The sequence below is a fragment of the Roseococcus pinisoli genome (assembly GCF_018413645.1).
Classification (GTDB): domain Bacteria; phylum Pseudomonadota; class Alphaproteobacteria; order Acetobacterales; family Acetobacteraceae; genus Roseococcus; species Roseococcus pinisoli.
Window position 1 is genome coordinate 586,094 of sequence record NZ_JAHCDA010000001.1, and the last position, 15,657, is coordinate 601,750.

At 71.1% G+C, this 15,657-nt stretch carries 17 protein-coding genes; 13 read left to right on the forward strand and 4 right to left on the reverse strand.

Features of this window, described 5'->3' with window-relative positions:
* Nucleotides 1-69 precede the first annotated feature (69 nt).
* The gene (locus KHU32_RS02780) at nt 70-1,206 is read left to right on the forward strand and encodes an MFS transporter (RefSeq protein ID WP_213668507.1); all 1,137 of its coding nucleotides are present in this window, start codon (nt 70-72) and stop codon (nt 1,204-1,206) included.
* 4 nt (nt 1,207-1,210) lie between these two features.
* Here the strand turns inward: KHU32_RS02780 and KHU32_RS02785 are convergent, their stop codons facing one another.
* On the reverse strand, nt 1,211-1,837 hold the full coding sequence (locus tag KHU32_RS02785; protein WP_213668508.1) for a hypothetical protein: 627 nt from the start codon (nt 1,835-1,837) through the stop codon (nt 1,211-1,213).
* Between the two features lie 309 nt (nt 1,838-2,146).
* Here KHU32_RS02785 and KHU32_RS02790 point away from each other — a divergent pair, with 309 nt between their 5' ends.
* From KHU32_RS02790 to yddG, 7 genes are all read left to right on the forward strand, one after another.
* Nucleotides 2,147-3,646, forward strand: a complete 1,500-nt coding sequence (locus tag KHU32_RS02790) for a replicative DNA helicase (protein ID WP_213668509.1) — start codon at nt 2,147-2,149, stop codon at nt 3,644-3,646.
* On the forward strand, nt 3,647-4,687 hold the full coding sequence (gene alr, locus KHU32_RS02795; RefSeq protein ID WP_213668510.1) for an alanine racemase: 1,041 nt from the start codon (nt 3,647-3,649) through the stop codon (nt 4,685-4,687). It begins immediately after the preceding gene.
* Entirely contained in the window at nt 4,684-5,469 is a 786-nt protein-coding gene (locus KHU32_RS02800; RefSeq protein ID WP_213668511.1) for an MlaE family ABC transporter permease, read from the forward strand. The genes alr and KHU32_RS02800 overlap by 4 nt, the downstream gene beginning before the upstream one ends.
* Nucleotides 5,466-6,284: an ABC transporter ATP-binding protein gene (locus KHU32_RS02805; RefSeq protein WP_213668512.1), complete on the forward strand. Its 819-nt coding sequence runs from the start codon at nt 5,466-5,468 to the stop codon at nt 6,282-6,284. The genes KHU32_RS02800 and KHU32_RS02805 overlap by 4 nt, the downstream gene beginning before the upstream one ends.
* Before the next feature lie 162 nt (nt 6,285-6,446).
* Nucleotides 6,447-7,079: a YciI family protein gene (locus KHU32_RS02810; RefSeq protein WP_213668513.1), complete on the forward strand. Its 633-nt coding sequence runs from the start codon at nt 6,447-6,449 to the stop codon at nt 7,077-7,079.
* A gap of 1 nt (nt 7,080) precedes the next feature.
* The gene (locus KHU32_RS02815) at nt 7,081-8,130 is read left to right on the forward strand and encodes a DUF2252 family protein (RefSeq protein ID WP_213668514.1); all 1,050 of its coding nucleotides are present in this window, start codon (nt 7,081-7,083) and stop codon (nt 8,128-8,130) included.
* Nucleotides 8,127-8,966 carry an aromatic amino acid exporter YddG gene (gene yddG, locus KHU32_RS02820; RefSeq protein WP_347265499.1) on the forward strand — a complete coding sequence of 280 codons (840 nt, stop codon included), beginning with the start codon at nt 8,127-8,129 and terminating at the stop codon, nt 8,964-8,966. The genes KHU32_RS02815 and yddG overlap by 4 nt, the downstream gene beginning before the upstream one ends.
* Before the next feature lies 1 nt (nt 8,967).
* Here the strand turns inward: yddG and KHU32_RS02825 are convergent, their stop codons facing one another.
* The gene (locus tag KHU32_RS02825; RefSeq protein ID WP_213668515.1) at nt 8,968-9,420 is read right to left on the reverse strand and encodes a DUF805 domain-containing protein; all 453 of its coding nucleotides are present in this window, start codon (nt 9,418-9,420) and stop codon (nt 8,968-8,970) included.
* A 14-nt stretch (nt 9,421-9,434) separates the two neighbouring features.
* A complete protein-coding gene (locus KHU32_RS02830) occupies nt 9,435-10,052 on the reverse strand; it encodes a flavin reductase family protein (protein ID WP_213668516.1) in 618 nt (205 codons plus the stop codon).
* 65 nt (nt 10,053-10,117) lie between these two features.
* Between KHU32_RS02830 and KHU32_RS02835 the strand changes: the two genes are divergently transcribed.
* Nucleotides 10,118-10,522, forward strand: a complete 405-nt coding sequence (locus KHU32_RS02835; RefSeq protein WP_213668517.1) for a GFA family protein — start codon at nt 10,118-10,120, stop codon at nt 10,520-10,522.
* Here the strand turns inward: KHU32_RS02835 and KHU32_RS02840 are convergent, their stop codons facing one another.
* On the reverse strand, nt 10,523-11,668 hold the full coding sequence (locus tag KHU32_RS02840; RefSeq protein ID WP_213668518.1) for a PQQ-dependent sugar dehydrogenase: 1,146 nt from the start codon (nt 11,666-11,668) through the stop codon (nt 10,523-10,525).
* A gap of 109 nt (nt 11,669-11,777) precedes the next feature.
* Here KHU32_RS02840 and KHU32_RS23385 point away from each other — a divergent pair, with 109 nt between their 5' ends.
* The 4 genes from KHU32_RS23385 (at nt 11,778) to KHU32_RS02860 (ending at nt 15,435) form a co-directional block, all read left to right on the forward strand.
* A complete protein-coding gene (locus tag KHU32_RS23385) occupies nt 11,778-12,968 on the forward strand; it encodes a TonB family protein (protein WP_213668519.1) in 1,191 nt (396 codons plus the stop codon).
* Nucleotides 12,969-13,166: 198 nt separating this feature from the next.
* Complete coding sequence (locus KHU32_RS02850; protein WP_213668520.1) at nt 13,167-13,673, forward strand: GcrA family cell cycle regulator; 507 nt, start codon at nt 13,167-13,169, stop codon at nt 13,671-13,673.
* Nucleotides 13,674-13,809: 136 nt separating this feature from the next.
* A complete protein-coding gene (locus KHU32_RS02855) occupies nt 13,810-14,682 on the forward strand; it encodes a DMT family transporter (RefSeq protein WP_213668521.1) in 873 nt (290 codons plus the stop codon).
* A gap of 138 nt (nt 14,683-14,820) precedes the next feature.
* Complete coding sequence (locus KHU32_RS02860) at nt 14,821-15,435, forward strand: class I SAM-dependent methyltransferase (RefSeq protein ID WP_314076390.1); 615 nt, start codon at nt 14,821-14,823, stop codon at nt 15,433-15,435.
* Nucleotides 15,436-15,657 lie beyond the last annotated feature (222 nt).

Sequence of the window (15,657 nt, forward strand, 5' to 3'; positions counted from 1 at the left end):
AAGTCGGTAGCCTTATGGACCATGCACGGGTGATTGCAACTTGGCGGCCCCGAGGCGAGATTGCCGCCGGTGTCCCCTCCCCGCAGCTTTGCCCTGATCTACGGCGCCCAATTCCTGGGTATCGGCGCCATGACGCCCTTCCTTCCGGCCATCCTGGCGGAGGGAGGACTGACCGCCGGGCAGGTCGGCGGCGTGCTGGCCGCGGGCTCGATCATGCGGCTCCTGGCGGCACCGCTGGGTGGCCGGATCGCCGACGGCGCGGGCGACGTGCGGCTCATCCTCGCGGCCACCGCCCTGGTCGCGGCGGCGGGCGCGGCCGGCTTCGGGCTGGCGGCGGGGCTGGCCCTGCTGGCGGCGGTTCAGATCGCGCACAGCATCGCCATGGCGCCCGTCATCCCGCTGACCGACGCGCTGGCGGTGGGCGCCATCCGCCGGCACGGCTTCGACTATGCCCGGATCCGGGCGGCGGGCTCCATCACCTATATCCTGGGCGCGGTCGCGGCCGGGCAGGCCGTGGGCCTCTGGGGGCCGCGCGCGGCGGCCTGGATCCTGGCCGGGGCGCTGCTGGCCACCGCCTTCCTGGCGCTGCGCCTGCCCGATGCGCGCCGGGCGGGGGCGACGGCGCAGGGCTCGCTCTGGGCGCCCCTGCGCGAGCCGGGCTTCGTGCGGATCCTGGCCATCGCCGCGATGGTCCAGGGCAGCCATGCCGCCTACTACGCCTTCTCGACCCTGCACTGGCAGGCGGCGGGGCTGACCACGGGTTTCATCGGCGTGCTCTGGGGCTTCGGCGTCGTCTCGGAGGTGCTGCTCTTCGTCTACGGCCGGGCCTTCGTCCTGCGCCTCGGCGTGCGGGGCCTCGCGCTGCTGGCCGCCGGCGCGGGGGTGCTGCGCTGGTGCACCTTCGCCCTGACGGTGGAGCCCGCGGCGCTGATCGTGGTGCAGACGCTGCATGGCGCGACCTTCGGGGCCATGCACCTCGCCACCATGCAGGCGCTGCTGGGCCTCCCGCCGGGGGTGAGCGCGCGGGCCCAGACGCTGGTGGCCTCGGCGATCAGCGCCACCTCGGGGGCGCTGATGTGGGGCAGCGGCCTGATCTATGCGGTCGCCGGCGGCCAGGCCTTCCTGGCCATGGCCGCGCTGTGCGGGATCGCCTTCCTCCTCGCCCTGCGGCTCGGCCGGGCGCAGGCCGAGGCGGCCAGGGCCTGAGGGCTCAGGCCGGCCAGGGCCACTTCAACGGGTTGAAGCCGCCGTTCCGCAGCGTGGCATAGCTGCTGAGCGATACCTTCGGCAGCACCTCGAAACCGTCCAGCGCGGCAGAAGTGGGCGCATTTGTCGCGAAGTCGCGCAGGCCGGGGATGAAGTTCTGCACGACCTCCCACCCGCCCAGCCAGCCGAGGGGCCGGCCCTGCTTCTCCCGGACCACCGGATTGGGATCCTCCATCACCGGCCGCGCCCGTCCCGCCCAGGAACGGAAGGACTGCTTGGTCCGCACCCAGAAGATCGTGTCGCTGACGCCGAAATCGGGCGTCAGGGCCAGCTTCATGCGGAACATCTGGTTCATCTCAGTGCCCGCATCCTCGCCCCGGCCCACGATGTCGAGGAAGGTCGAGCTGGTCATCCACCAGGGGGAGGTCAGGTTGACCCAGTCGGGCATGGCATTGCCGGCCGCATCGCGCGAATGGCCGATGCGCATGAGCACGAGGCCCGGGCGCAGCTTGTTCTCCTCCGGGTAGGTGATCCCGCCCATGAAGGTCCTGGCGCCGGAGGACCAGCCGCGGGCATAGTCCCGGTTGCTCTCGCGAAGGGTGCCCAGGAACTGGCTGTCGTTGATGGCCATGGCTCTCCTACCTCGGTCGATTCGATGGCCGGTCCCAGGCAATCCGGCAGGCCCGTTCCCCGGATCCGCCCTGCCCGCGCCGGCCGAACAAAAGGCGCGATATCTACAAGCCTCCCGATACCCTGGCGGTCAACGATGCCCGGACATGGTTTTTGTCGCGACGGTGCCATTCCTGTCGCAGAAGTCGCGTCGCCTCCTTAATGAGACGGGATTCGCGTTTTGGCCGCGGGCGCCCCAGGGGTTGCCCCCGTTATCCACAGGCGTTGCCCATGGCCGTGGGACGGTCATCCGGGCTAGTCTCCCCCGCTCATGAACAGCATCCAACCCGAGGATCGGGGCCTCTTCGGCCTCGGCACCCGCCTGCCCCCCGCAAGCCTCGAGGCAGAGCAGGCGCTGCTGGGCGCGCTGCTGGCCAACAACAAGGCCTATGAGCGGGTCAGCGAGTTCCTGGAGGCGGAGCACTTCGCCGACGGCATCCACGGCCGCATCTACGCCGCCATCCGCCGCCGGGTGGAGAACGGCCAGCTCGCCGACGCGGTGACGCTGCGGCGCGAGTTCGAACACACGGGCGAGCTCGCGGAGGTCGGCGGGCCGGCCTATCTGGCGCAGCTGCTCTCGGCCATGGTCGGCATCGTGAATGCCGGCGAGTACGGCCGCCTCATCCACGACTGCTACATCCGCCGCCAGCTCATCGACCTGGGCGAGACGGTGGTGAACCGCGCCTTCGGCGCCGAGCCGGAGCTCGAGGGCAAGGAGCAGATCGAGGCCGCCGAGCAGATGCTCTTCGACCTCGCGACGCAGAAGGCCAGCGAAGGCGGCGCCATCACCTTCGAGCGCGCACTGACCCGCGCGGTGGAGATCGCGGCCAAGGCCAAGGAGAATGGCGGCGGCGTGTCCGGCCTCGCCTCCGGCCTGCGCGACTTCGACGCCAAGATGGGCGGCCTGCACGATTCGGATCTCATGATCCTCGCCGGCCGTCCCGCCATGGGTAAGACGGCGCTGGCCACCAAGATCGCCTATGGCGCGGCCAAGGCCCTGCTGAAGGAAGCCGAGGAGACCGGCGGCCGCCCCGGCCAGGTCGCGATCTTCTCGCTGGAAATGAGCTCCGACCAGCTCGCCAACCGTCTTCTGTCGGAAGCCAGCCGCATCCAGGGCGACCGCATCCGCCGCGGCGAGATCAGCCAGCGCGAATTCGATCATTTCGTCGGCGTGAGCCGGGAGCTGTCGCAGCTGCCGCTGCTCATCGACGACACGCCGGCCATCACCCTGTCGGCGCTGCGCACGCGCTGCCGCCGCATCCAGCGCACGCGCGGCCTGCGCCTGGTGGTGGTGGACTACCTCCAGCTCATGCGGCCGGCGGCCGGCACGCGACCCGAGTCGCGCGTGCTGGAAATCAGCATGATCACGCAGGGGCTGAAGGCGATCGCCAAGGAGCTGTCGCTGCCGGTCATCGCGCTGTCCCAGCTCTCCCGCGCCGTCGAGCAGCGCGAGGACAAGCGGCCGCAGCTTTCGGATCTTCGCGAATCCGGCTCGATCGAGCAGGACGCCGACAGCGTGATGTTCGTCTATCGTGACGAATACTACCTGAAGCAGCGCGAGCCGAAGATCACGAACTTCCCGGACGATTCCAAGTTCCAGGACGCCATGACCCGCTGGCAGCAGGACATGGAGCGCGCCCACAACAAGGCCGATCTCATCATCTCCAAGCAGCGCCATGGCCCCACCGGCACCATCCCGCTGTTCTTCGAGGCCGAATTCACCCGCTTCGGCGACCTCGACACCGAGCACGTGCAAAGCTATGGCGACTGAATGCCGCAGGGCCTGCTGACCATCGATCTCGGCGCGATCGTCCGCAACTGGCGGAAGCTCGGCGCCATTCATTCCTCCGGCGCGGTCGCCGGCGTCGTGAAGGCCGACGCCTATGGGCTCGGCGCGGCGCAGGTCGCTCCCGCGTTGCGGGCCGCCGGATGCAAGCATTTCTTCGTGGCCCAGACCGAGGAGGGCGTCCGGCTGCGGCAGTCCCTCGGCGAGGGGCCGATGATCGCCGTGCTCGGCGGCGGCGCCGGCCCGCGCGAAGCCGGCCTCACGCCCGTGCTCAACACCTTCGACGAGATCCGCGCGCATCGCGGCCCCGCGATCCTGCAGCTGGATACCGGCATGGCGCGGCTCGGCCTCGATGCCTCGGAGCTCGAGTCGCTCGCGCGCGATCCCTCGCCCTTCGAGGGCGTCGAGCTGCTCTACGTCATGACGCATCTGGCCGTGGCCGATGAGCCGTCCCACCCGCTCAACGCCCGGCAGGCCGAACGTTTCGCCGAGGCCTGCGGCCGCCTGCCGCCCGCGCCGCGCAGCTTCGCCAATTCCTCCGGCATCTTCCTGGGCGATCGTTTCGCGAGCGATCTCGCCCGGCCGGGCTGCGCGCTCTACGGCATCAACCCCACGCCCGGGCATCCCAACCCCATGGAGCCGGTGGTGCGCCTCGAAATCCCGGTGCTCCAGGTGCGGAGCATCGAGCCGGGCCAGACGGTCGGCTACGGCGCGAGCTGGACCGCGGCGCGGCCGACGCGCGTGGCCACCATCAGCGCCGGCTATGCGGACGGCCTGCCCCGCGCCATCGACGGCCGGGCGAAGGGTGTGATCCGCGGCGCCACGGTCCCGATGATCGGCCGCGTCTCGATGGACCTGATCACCCTCGACGTGACCGACGTGCCCGAGGCCGCGCCCGGCGACATGATCGAGCTCCTCGGCCCCGCCCAGGATGCCGATGCGCTGGCCGGCCTCTGCGGGACCATCGGCTACGAGATCCTGACCTCGCTGGGCAATCGCTACGAGCGTCGCTACCTTCCGGCATGACCAGGTTCCTGGATTTCCTGGCGCTGATCGGGCGCTCGCTTCTTTCCACATGCCAGTCGCTGGGCGGCGTCGCGCTTTTCGCGCTGGCGGGCCTGTCGCATGTCGTGCGGCCGCATTTCCCGTTCCGGCAGTTCGGGCGGCACCTGGTCGAGATCGGCTATTTCTCGCTGCCCGTCGTGGCGCTGACCGCGCTCTTCACCGGCATGGTGCTGGCGCTGCAGAGCTTCACCGGCTTCTCCCGCTTCAATGCCGAGAGCGCGATCGCCTCCGTGGTGGTGCTCTCCGTCACGCGTGAGCTCGGCCCCGTGCTGGCGGGGCTGATGGTGGCGGGCCGCATCGGCGCGGCCATGGCGGCCGAGATCGGCACCATGCGCGTCACCGACCAGATCGACGCGCTGACGACGCTGAGCACCGACCCGATGAAGTACCTCGTCGCGCCGCGGCTGCTGGCCGCGATGGTGGCGATGCCCTTCCTCGTCATCGTGGCGGATATCCTGGGCGTCTTCGGCGGCTTCCTCGTCGGCACGGTGAAGCTCGGCTTCGTGCCGCAGCTCTACCTGGTGCGGACCTTCGACGTGCTGCAGACCATGGATGTGGTGAGCGGGCTGGTGAAGGCCGCGGTCTTCGGCTTCCTCATCGCGCTGATGGGCACCTGGTGCGGCTATAACAGCAAGGGCGGCGCGCAGGGCGTGGGCCAGGCGACGACGCGGGCGGTGGTGGCCTCCTCCATCCTGATCCTGGCGCTGGACTACGTGATCACGGAAGCGTTCTTCTCGCGATGACCCCTTTCGACCAGGAAGCGGAGCGGAGTGTGAAGCAGCAGGCCGGCGCCGTGCCGAAGATCCGCCTCCGCGGGCTCAAGAAGCGCTTCGGCGGCAAGGTCGTGCTGGACGGCGTCGACCTCGATGTGCGGGCCGGCCATTCCATGGTGATCCTGGGCGGCTCGGGCTCCGGCAAGTCGGTGACGATCAAGTGCATCCTCGGCCTCATCCAGCCGGACGAGGGGCTGATCGAGATCGACGGCAAGGACGTCTCGAGCATGTCGCCCGAGGAGCGCGCGGCCATCCTCGACCGCACGGGCATGCTGTTCCAGAACGGCGCGCTCTTCGACAGCCTGCCGGTCTGGGAGAATGTCTGCTTCAAGCTGCTCGCGCAGCGCCGCATCACCCGCGCCGCCGCCCGCGACAAGGCGGCCGAGGTGCTGGCGCAGGTGGGCCTGGCCGCCAGCGTGGGCGACCTCTCGCCCTCCGAGCTCTCGGGCGGCATGCAGAAGCGCGTGGCGCTGGCCCGCGCCGTCGCGGCACAGCCCGACATCATCTTCTTCGACGAGCCGACCACCGGCCTCGACCCCATCATGGGCGCGGTGATCGACGGGCTGATCGTGGATTGCGTGAAGAAGCTGGGCGCCACCGCCTTCTCCATCACCCATGACATGGCGAGCGCCCGGCGCATCGGCGACGACGCGGCCATGATCCACAAGGGACGGATTGTCTGGTCCGGCCCCGCGGCCTCGCTGGGCGATACCGGCAATGCGATGGTCGACCAGTTCGCGCGCGGCGAGCGCGAAGGGCCGATCCAGATGGAACTGCGGAAGTAGCGCAGCCTGCGGCCGCCCTACCCGGGCGGCCCATTGCCGGAACGGCGGAAGCGTGGAGAAATCCGGGCGCGGCCGGCGACTGACGGCCAGCCAGGGCGTTGCAGCACAGGCCCCGAGGCAGGAGCGCCGCGCCCGAAGGCGATCAGAAGGAAGGCGGAAAACATGGCCTACGCGATCTTCGGCTGGGACGGCACCGACAAGGGCGCGCTGGACCGCCGCATGGCGGTGCGCGACCGGCATCTCGAGATCATCACGCGCTGGGCGAAGGAGGGCAGGCTCGTGCTGGGCTTCCCCACCTTCCGCGCCGACGGCTCGATCGCCGGCTCCATCATGATCATCGAGGAGGATGAGGTAGGGGTGAAGGAGTACCTCTCCGAGGAGCCCTTCGCGCGCGAGGGCGTGTGGCAGAGCTACGAGGCGCGGCCCTTCCGCATCGCGCCCCTGCCCTACCAGCCCCTGCCGAACGGCCCCACGCCCAGCCAGCCCACGCACACCGTCCTGATCGCGGAGGATGGCGACAACGCGCTCGATAAGCGCCTGTCCGCGCGGGGCCCGCATTTCGACCGCGTCTCGGCCTTCGCGGAGGACGGGACGCTGACGCTGGGCGGCGCGCTGCTCGATGCCCGGGGCGAGATGGTCGGCTCCCTCGCCATCACGCGGCATCCCACCGAGGAGGAGGCGCGCGCCTTCTGGGCCGAGGATCCCTATGTGACGCAGGGCGTGTGGCAGCAGATGCAGTTCTTCGTCACCCGCTTCGCGCCGCTGCCCTACAAGCCGCTCGTCCGGGGCGCGTGACATGCGTCCCTTCGCGGAATCCAACGCCGCCTACGAGGCCTGGATGCGCGAATGGATCGACGTCGTGCAGGCCCAGCTGGACACGAAGCACCGCAAGATGGCGGAGAGCCCCTTCGCCTTCCTGCGCGCCACCTGCTTCCGCTTCGCCGAGACCCTGCCCGAACTCGTTCCCGACCTGCTCAAGGTCACCCAGGTGCCTTCGGTCGGCGATGCGCATCTGGAGAATTTCGGCACCTGGCGCGACGATGAGGGGCGTCTGGTCTGGGGCGTGAACGACCTGGACGAGGCGGCCGAGCTCCCCTGGACGGTCGATCTGCTCCGCCTCGCCGCCAGCGCCCTGCTTTCCGAGGCGCCGGCCCCCGCGCATGAGGTCGTGGAGGCCCTGCTGCAGGGCTATCATGAGCGGCTGGGCCAGCCGCAGCCCTTCGTGCTGGAGGCGGGCGACGATTCCCTCTGGGCGGCGGGAAACATCCCGCTGGCGGCCCGCCAGAAATTCTGGGCGAAGCTGCGCAAGCTGGCCTACGAGGGCGAGGATCCGCCCTCCGATTTCCTCGCGGCCCTCAAGGACGCGCTGCCCAAGGGCGCGACCGACATCGCCTTCGCCCCGCGCCAGGCGGGCCTCGGCAGCCTGGGGCGCCCGCGCTTCGTCGCCATGGCCAATTGGCGGGGCGGCCCCGTGGCGCGCGAGGCGAAGAGCCGCCTGCCCTCGGCCTATCTCTATGCCCGCATGCCCCATTCGCGCCTCGCGGATCCGGTCGCCCTGGCCACCGCGCCCCATCGCGCGCCCGATCCCTGGTTCCAGGCGACGGAAAAGCTGGTCCTGCGCCGCCTTGCCCCCGACTCCCAGAAGATCGAGGCCGGCGGCGAGGTCTCGCTGAACCGCCTCCTGAAGGCGATGGGCGGCGAGATCGCCAATATCCACGCGGAAGGCGATGCCCCGACCATCAAGGCCGAGGAAAAGGCCCTCGGCACCGGCTGGCTTGCCGAGGGCGCGCGCCGCCTCGCCGATCAGGTCAGGAAGGATCTCAAGAGCTTCGCCCCGCCGCCGTGAATGCCACGCTCGCCGGCGTCGGCGCCCTCGTCCTCTGGGCCTTCCTGGCGCTGTTCTCGCGGCTCGCGGCCGGCATCCCGCCGCTGCAGCTCACCGCCATGAGTTTTTGCGTGGCAGGCGTCCTGGGCCTCGCCATGCTCGCCGCTCGCGGGCGGCTCGCGGCGCTGCGCCAGCCGGGCCTCGTCTGGGGCCACGGCGTGGGCGGGCTCTTCGGCTATCACGCGCTCTACTTCGCCGCCCTGGCCTATGCGCCGGCGGTCGAGGCCAATCTCCTGAACTACCTGTGGCCCCTGCTGATCGTGCTGCTTTCGGCGCCGATCCTCGGCCTGCGGCTGGGGCCGCGACGGCTCGCGGGCGCGGCGCTCGGCTTCCTCGGTTGCCTGGCGCTGCTGGGCGGCGGCGCCCGCTTTCCCGCCGAGGCCTGGTTCGGCCTGCTCTGCGCCCTCGGCTGCGCGCTGGTCTGGGCGCTCTACTCCGTCACGGCGAAGCGGCTGGCCGCGGTGCCGACCGAGGTCGTGGCCGGCTTCTGCGCCGCCTCGGCCGTGCTGGCGGCCGTGGCGCACCTGGCCTTCGAACCGACCGTGGTCCCCGATGCGCGGCAGCTCCTCGCCGCGGGGGCGCTGGGCCTGGGGCCGGTGGGCGCGGCCTTCTTCCTCTGGGACATCGGGATGAAGCGCGGGGACCCGCGCCTGCTCGGCACGCTGGCCTATGCGGTGCCGGTGGCCTCCACCCTGCTGCTGATCCTGTCGGGCCAGGGCGCCTTGAGCTTGCAGGTCGCGGCGGCACTGGCGCTGGTGACCGGCGGGGGCTGGCTGGCGGCGACCGCCAGGGCCTGAATCAACCCTCGCGTCGGGAGGCGGGGGGCGGGCCGAAGCGGTTCGGCCCCTCCGTGCCGCGCACGATGGCGAGCCAGGCCAGGAGGCCCAGCGCGAAGATCGCGACCAGCTCGTCCAGCAGGGGATCGAGGGGCATGCCGATCAGGCCGGCGAAGAGCAGCACGGCCATGATCCAGGCCGCGTGCCCGCCGGAGAGGTCGCGGTCGTGCAGGCGCTTCACGATCAGCGCCAGCAGGGCCCAGAGCGCGGCGAGCAGCACCGCCCCGCCCAACACCGCAAGGGCGAGGAGAAGCGCGGGCGAAACGGCCGGCGCCTCCTCCGAGAAGGCCAGCAGGACCGGCGCCAGCGCCACCCGCCCCGCGACCAGGACGGGCAGGCCCCAGCCGAGAAAGGCGACCCGGCCCATCCGCCCCTCGAAGCCGAGGAGCGGGTGGCGGGAACGCGGCGGCGACATGGCGTCCGGGTCCTTCAGTCCGCCGGCCGGATCATCTCGAAGAGGCTCGTCACCTCCGCATAGTCGCCGCGATAGCCGCAGCGGGCGATGGGGCGGCTGGCCGCGGTGTCGTAGATGCCGTCCTTCAGGAATTCGCGCCGGATATGCACGCCGACCACCTGGCCGATGACGATGTGGCTCTCGAGCTCACGTCCATCGACGTCCTTGAGCCGGAGGATCTGCAGCAGCTTGCATTCCAGCGCCGCCGGGGCCGCGGCCACGCGGGGCGGCTTCACCTGGGTGGAGGCGGCGGCGTCGAGCCCCGCCAGCTCCATCTCGTTCACGCCCGGCGCCACGGCGCGGCAGGTCTCGTTCATCGCCTCGGCCAGCTCCCGCGTGACGATGCTGCAGACGAATTCGCCCGTCTCCTCGACGTTGCGCACGCTGTCCTTGTAGCCCTCGCTGCCATAGGCGACGATCGGCGGGCGGGCGGTGAAGGCGTTGAAGAAGCTGTAGGGGGCGAGGTTCACGCGCCCCTGCCGGTCCATGCTGGTGATCCAGCCGATCGGGCGCGGCGCGACGATGGCCTTGAAGGGGTCGTGCGGCAGGCCGTGGCCCTGGCGGGGGTCGTAGAAATGCGTGTCGGTCGGCATGCCGGGTTCCTGTGAAGGTTGGGGCGCCACACTCGCCCGCGATCGCAAGAAGGAAAAGGCGGGCGATGCAGATCGACGGAGGATGCCATTGCGGCCACGTCGCCTATAAGGCCGAGATCGACCCCGAGCAGGTCACGATCTGCCATTGCACGGATTGCCAGACCCTCACCGGCTCGCCCTTCCGCGTCACGGTGCTGACGGCGCGGCAGGACCTGCGGCTCACGGCCCAGGCGCCGAAGCTCTATGTCAGGACGGGCGAGAACGGCCACCGCCGGCGGCAGTACTTCTGCCCCGAATGCGGCACGCCGCTCTTCACCGCCGGGGAAGGTCCCGAGGCCGAGGAATGGGGCATCCGCTGGGGCAGCATCCGCCAACGACGGGAGCTCGCGCCGAAGCGGCAGATCTGGCGCCGCTCGGAACTCCCCTGGATCCACGGGCTGGGCGGGTTGCCCGGCCGCCCCGGGGACTGATCACGCCGCTTCGAGCCGCAGGATTCTTCCGCGGGCCTCGTCGGTCAGGACCAGCAGCGCGCCGTCCGGGGCGAAGATCACCTGGCGCAGGCGCACCCTGCCCCAGAGCAGCTGCTCCTCCGCGCCCACGCGGTCGCCCTCCATCCGCAGCCGCAGCAGGCCGGGCGTGCGCAGGCAGGCGAGGAAGAGGCCGCCGCGCCAGACGGCCGGGGCCTCGGGCGGCGCGAAGGCGAGGCCGGAAGGGCTGATCGAGGGCACCCAGAACTTCACCGGGTCGGTGAAGCCGGGGCCGGCGGTGCGGCCATTCGCGATCAGCTGTCCTGAATATTCCCGGCCATAGGAGACTTCCGGCCAGCCGTAATTCTGGCCGGGCCGGATGAGGTTGAGCTCGTCGCCGCCCAGCGGGCCGAATTCCGCGGAGAAGAGGCTGCCGGTCGCGGGGTTGAAGGCGAGGCCCTGGGGATTGCGATGGCCGTAGGAGAAGATCTCCCCACGCTGGCCCTGCTTCCCGGCGAAGGGATTGTCGGCCGGGATGCGGCCGTCGCGGGTCAGGCGCAGGATCTTGCCGGCCAGGTCGTCGAGGCGCTGCGCGCGCTCGCGCTGCTCGTAGCGGTCGCCGCAGGTCAGGAAGACATGCGCGCCATCCGGGCTGAAGGCGATGCGCCCGCCGAAATGGTTGCGGCCGCGCGCCTGGGGCGGCACGGCGTCCAGCAGTGGGCGGACCTCGGTGAAGCCCTGGCCCGCCAGCCGCGCGCGGTAAAGCCGGGTGACGACGCCGCCCGTCACCAGCGTCGAGGTGGAGAAATACACCTCGGAGGTCGTCGCGAAATCCGGCGCGGGGCGGATGTCGAGCAGGCCGCCCTGCCCGCCCGTCACCACTTCCGGCAGGCCGGTCAGCGGGGCGGACACCGTGCCGTCCGGCGCGACAAGCCGCGCGCGGCCCGGCCGCTCGCTGACCAGCAGGTGCCCATCGGGCAGGAAGCCGCCGCCCCAGGGATTCTCCAGCCCGGTCGCGAAGGTGCGGAGCCGGAAGGCACCGTGCTGCGACCGGAACGTCTCGGCTTCCTGGGCCCGTACCAGGGACGGCGCGGCCAGGATCGGCAAGGCCAGGGGGGCGGCAAGCAGGCTTCGGCGGCGCAGGGGCATGACGCGATCTCCAGGTGACCCGACCGACATGGGAACACTTCGTCACCTGACACCGATTCGCAGCGGGACGAATTTGCGATATTGCGGGTGCGATGTGCGGCCCTGTGGCGTGACGCGCCCGAAACCCAGCCTTTCCCGCCTCCGGTCCCGCACGCGCTTCGGCGCGCGGCGCCACGCGGCGTTGCGGCTGGAACCGCTGCCGCCCGCCTGGCGCCCACAGGCGGCCCGCCCGCGCTGGCGGGCCGATCCGCCGCGACGCACCCCGATCGGCTTCCACGTCTGGTTGCTGGGGTCGCTGCTCGCGCATGTGCTGCTGGCCGTGGCGCTCTATGTCTGGCCGGACCCGCGCAAGCCGCAGGACCAGCTCGCCCCGCCGACCTTCGACATCGTCTTCGAGGGGGGACAGCCCCAGCAGCCCGAGGAGGAGCCCGCCGAGGGCGTGCCGACCGAGCCGCAGCCGCCCGAGCCGCCTTCGACGGCGGAGGCCCCGCCGCCGCCCGACGCCCCGCCCCAGCCCGGCCTGCCCCCGCCGCCTCCCCCGCAGCAGGAGCTGCCACGGCCGCCCTCACCCCCGCCGCCCAGCCCGGTGCCGCCGATCCCCGCCCCGCCGGTCCAACAGGCGATGCCGCTGCCCCCGATCGAGGTCCCGCCGCCCGAGGCCCCGCCGGTGGAGCCCACGCCGATGCCGCGCATGGCGGGCACGGTGGAGCTTTTCGCGCCCACCACGGAGCTCCGCCTGCCGGACCGGCTCTCGGAATCCCTGCCGCCGCCTCCCCCGCCGCCTCCGCCCGCGCCGCCTCAGCGCCAGACGCCGCCCGCCCAGCAGGCGCAGCCGCCGCGCCCCAACCTGCCGGGCATCTGGGCGCCGGGCGGCGTGCAGCTGGGCCGGCCGCCGACGCCGCCGGCCGGCCGCCAGCAGGCGCGCGGGCTCGACCTGCGGGTCGATCCGCGCATGACCGAGGGCCGCCCCTCGCGCGATCCGTCGGTGCGGGTCTCCGGGGCGCAGGTCGGGGCCGACTGGCGGGCGGCCTTCCGCCGCTGGCTCGACCAGAACATTCATTATTCGCAGCAGGCGATCATCCGGGGCGAGGACGGACAGGTCCGCGTCCGCATCACCGCCGCGGCGGATGGCACGGTGCGCAACGTGCAGCTGGTGGGGCCCTCCACCTCGCCCTCGCTGAACTTCGGGACGACCTATCCCTTCAACGGCGCGCGGCTGCCGGCCTTCCCGCCGGGCTCCGATCCCAATGTCACGATCGACCTCACGGTGAACTACGTGCTGCTGCGCGGGGGCCGCTGAGAGGGCAGTTCCGGCGCCGTCAAGACTGTCCGAAGACCGCTAAGTGATTCATAAGCCCCACAGAACGCTCCGGGCGGACTCGAAAGCGCGGTGCAAGCGCTTTTCCACAAGTTTCTGGCGACTCGGGATAATCCAGACCTTGTGTGTCAATACCTGGTTTGGCTACTCTATATGGTGTCAGGCGAGGGGGATTACCCAATGGATTGGACGACGGAATCGATCGACCGCCTCCGGGCGCTCTGGGCCGAGGGCCATTCGACTGCCGAGATCGGGCGCCGCATGGGCGTCTCCAAGAACGCCGTCGTGGGCAAGGCGCACCGGCTGCAGTTGCCAGCCCGCCCCAGCCCCATCCGGCGCGACCCGGCGGCGCCCCGCCCCGTGGCGACCGGCCGCCGGCCGACCTTGCCGCCATTGCGCGCCGCCATGCCGGCCGCCACGCCGCAGCGGCGCGAGGAGCCGCGGATCGTGGTCGAGGCCGCCCCGCCTGCCCCGCATCCGGTGGCCGCACTGCCGCCCAAGCCCGTCGCGGTGGTCCGCGCCTTCCCGCGCGTCAGCACCAAGACCTGCTGCTGGCCCCTCGGCGAGCCGGGAACGGAGAGCTTCCGCTTCTGCTGCGACGCCGCGATCCCGGGCAAGCCCTATTGCGCCGAGCATGCCTCCCTGGCCTATGTCCGCGTGAAGGACCGCCGCGAGGACGCCGCCTGACCCCACGCCGGGCGGCCCCGCCGCCGCCCGAGCTTCGGCCTCCGGCCTGACGGCAGGGTGGCTTCGCGCCACCTTCCGAAGTTGTTAGCGTCCCGTCATCCCAGGTGAAGGCGGCGGCGACGCCCGAAGATCATCCATGACGCTCCAGGGCGTGTTCCTCCAGCTTTGCGCGCTCATGATCTTCGTGGTGATGGACACCACACTGAAGCTCATGACGAGCAATTTCAGCGTGCTGCAGATCATCTGGGGTCGGTTCTTCTTCTCCTTCCTCACCGTGGCGCTGCTGCTTCGCCTCACCTCCGGCCGGCTGCCGCTGCGCTCCCGCGCGCCTGGCCTGCAGGCGGCGCGCTCGGCGCTGCTGCTGTGCAGCAGCCTCATCTTCACCTCGGCGCTGGCCCATATTCCGCTGGTGGACGCCACGGCGGTCGGCTTCGCCTCACCGCTGATCACCGTGGCGCTGGCCGCCATCTTCCTGCGGGAAGCCGTCTCGGCCCGGCGCTGGCTGGGCGTGGGGATCGGTTTCCTGGGCGTGCTGGTCGCCCTCCGTCCCCCCTTCCTGACGGGCGCGCCGCTGCACTGGGCCTATCTCCTGCCCCTCGCCACGGCGACGATGTTCGGCTTCTATCAGATACTGACGCGGAAGCTTTCCACGGTGGACGACAGCCGCGTCACCATCCTGCACACCGGCATGACCGCCGGCGCCATCGCCACGCTCTCGCTGCCTTTCGTCTATGTCGCCCCCACGGCCCTGGAATGGACGGCGCTGATCGCCGTCGGCGTGCTGGGCGGCATCAGCCATGGGCTGCTGGTCCTGGCCTATGCCCGCGCGCCGGCGAGCCTGCTGGCGCCGCTCTCCTATACGCAGCTGATCTGGGCCAGCGTCGCCGGCGTGCTGGTCTTCGGTGACTGGCCGGATGCGGTGACCCTGGTGGGCGCGGCGATCATCGCCGCAGGCGGCGTCCTCATCGCGCTGCCGCAACGCCCGCGCAACGGATTGCCCAAGGCCTGAGCATAAAGCGGTTGCGCGACCAGGGGGCGAGGAGTAACCCGGTTCAACTCGACGACCAGAGGGACGAGTCACATTTCCATTTCCGGCCTCTCGGAGGGTGAGCGCGCCCATCCTCGCGCTTCGCTGGACGCTGCGTCCGTGCGGGATGCGTACCGCCGCTGGGCGGGCGTCTACGACGTGGTTTTCGGGGGCGTTTCCGCTTTCGGCCGGCGCCGCGCCGTGGCCGCCGTCAACCGCCTCGCGCAATCCAGCGGCCGCCGCGTGCTCGAGGTGGGCGTGGGCACCGGGCTGGCCCTGCCGCATTACCGCCGGGACCTCGATGTCGTGGGCATCGACCTGTCGCGCGACATGCTGCTGAAGGCGCAGGAGCGCGTGAAGCAGGAGCGCCTTTCGGCCGTCCACGGGCTGCTGGAGATGGACGCGGAAGGCATGGCCTTCGCCGATGACAGCTTCGACATCGCCGTGGCCATGTTCACCGCCTCCGTGGTGCCGGACGCCAAGAAGCTCTTCGCCGAGATGTCGCGCGTGGTGCGCCCGGGCGGCCAGCTCCTCTTCGTGAACCATTTCGCCGCGGATTCGGGCTTCCGCTGGTGGCTGGAGCGCAGCACGGCGCCGCTTGCGCGAATCCTGGGCTGGCACCCGGACTTCATGCTCAGCGATCTGCTGGACCGCGCCGAGGCCACGATCGAGCGGATGGAATCCTGCCCGCCGCTGTCGCTCTTCACCCTCGTCCAGGTGAAGAACCCGGGCTGATCGGGGCGACCCTCCGTCCGGAGGATCCTGGCCGCCGACCGCGCTTTTCCCATCGGCGAATCGGTCAGGCGCTTCGCCTTCGCATCGCCGCCGACGGAATGGATCCGCGCCGAGGGTTAGCGCCCATCATTCGAACAGCCCTGCTCGCAAGCCATAACCTTCTGTATTCGCGCTTTATTCACGCACCCAAGCGAGGCGACGAGATCGGCCTCTCGTTGACCC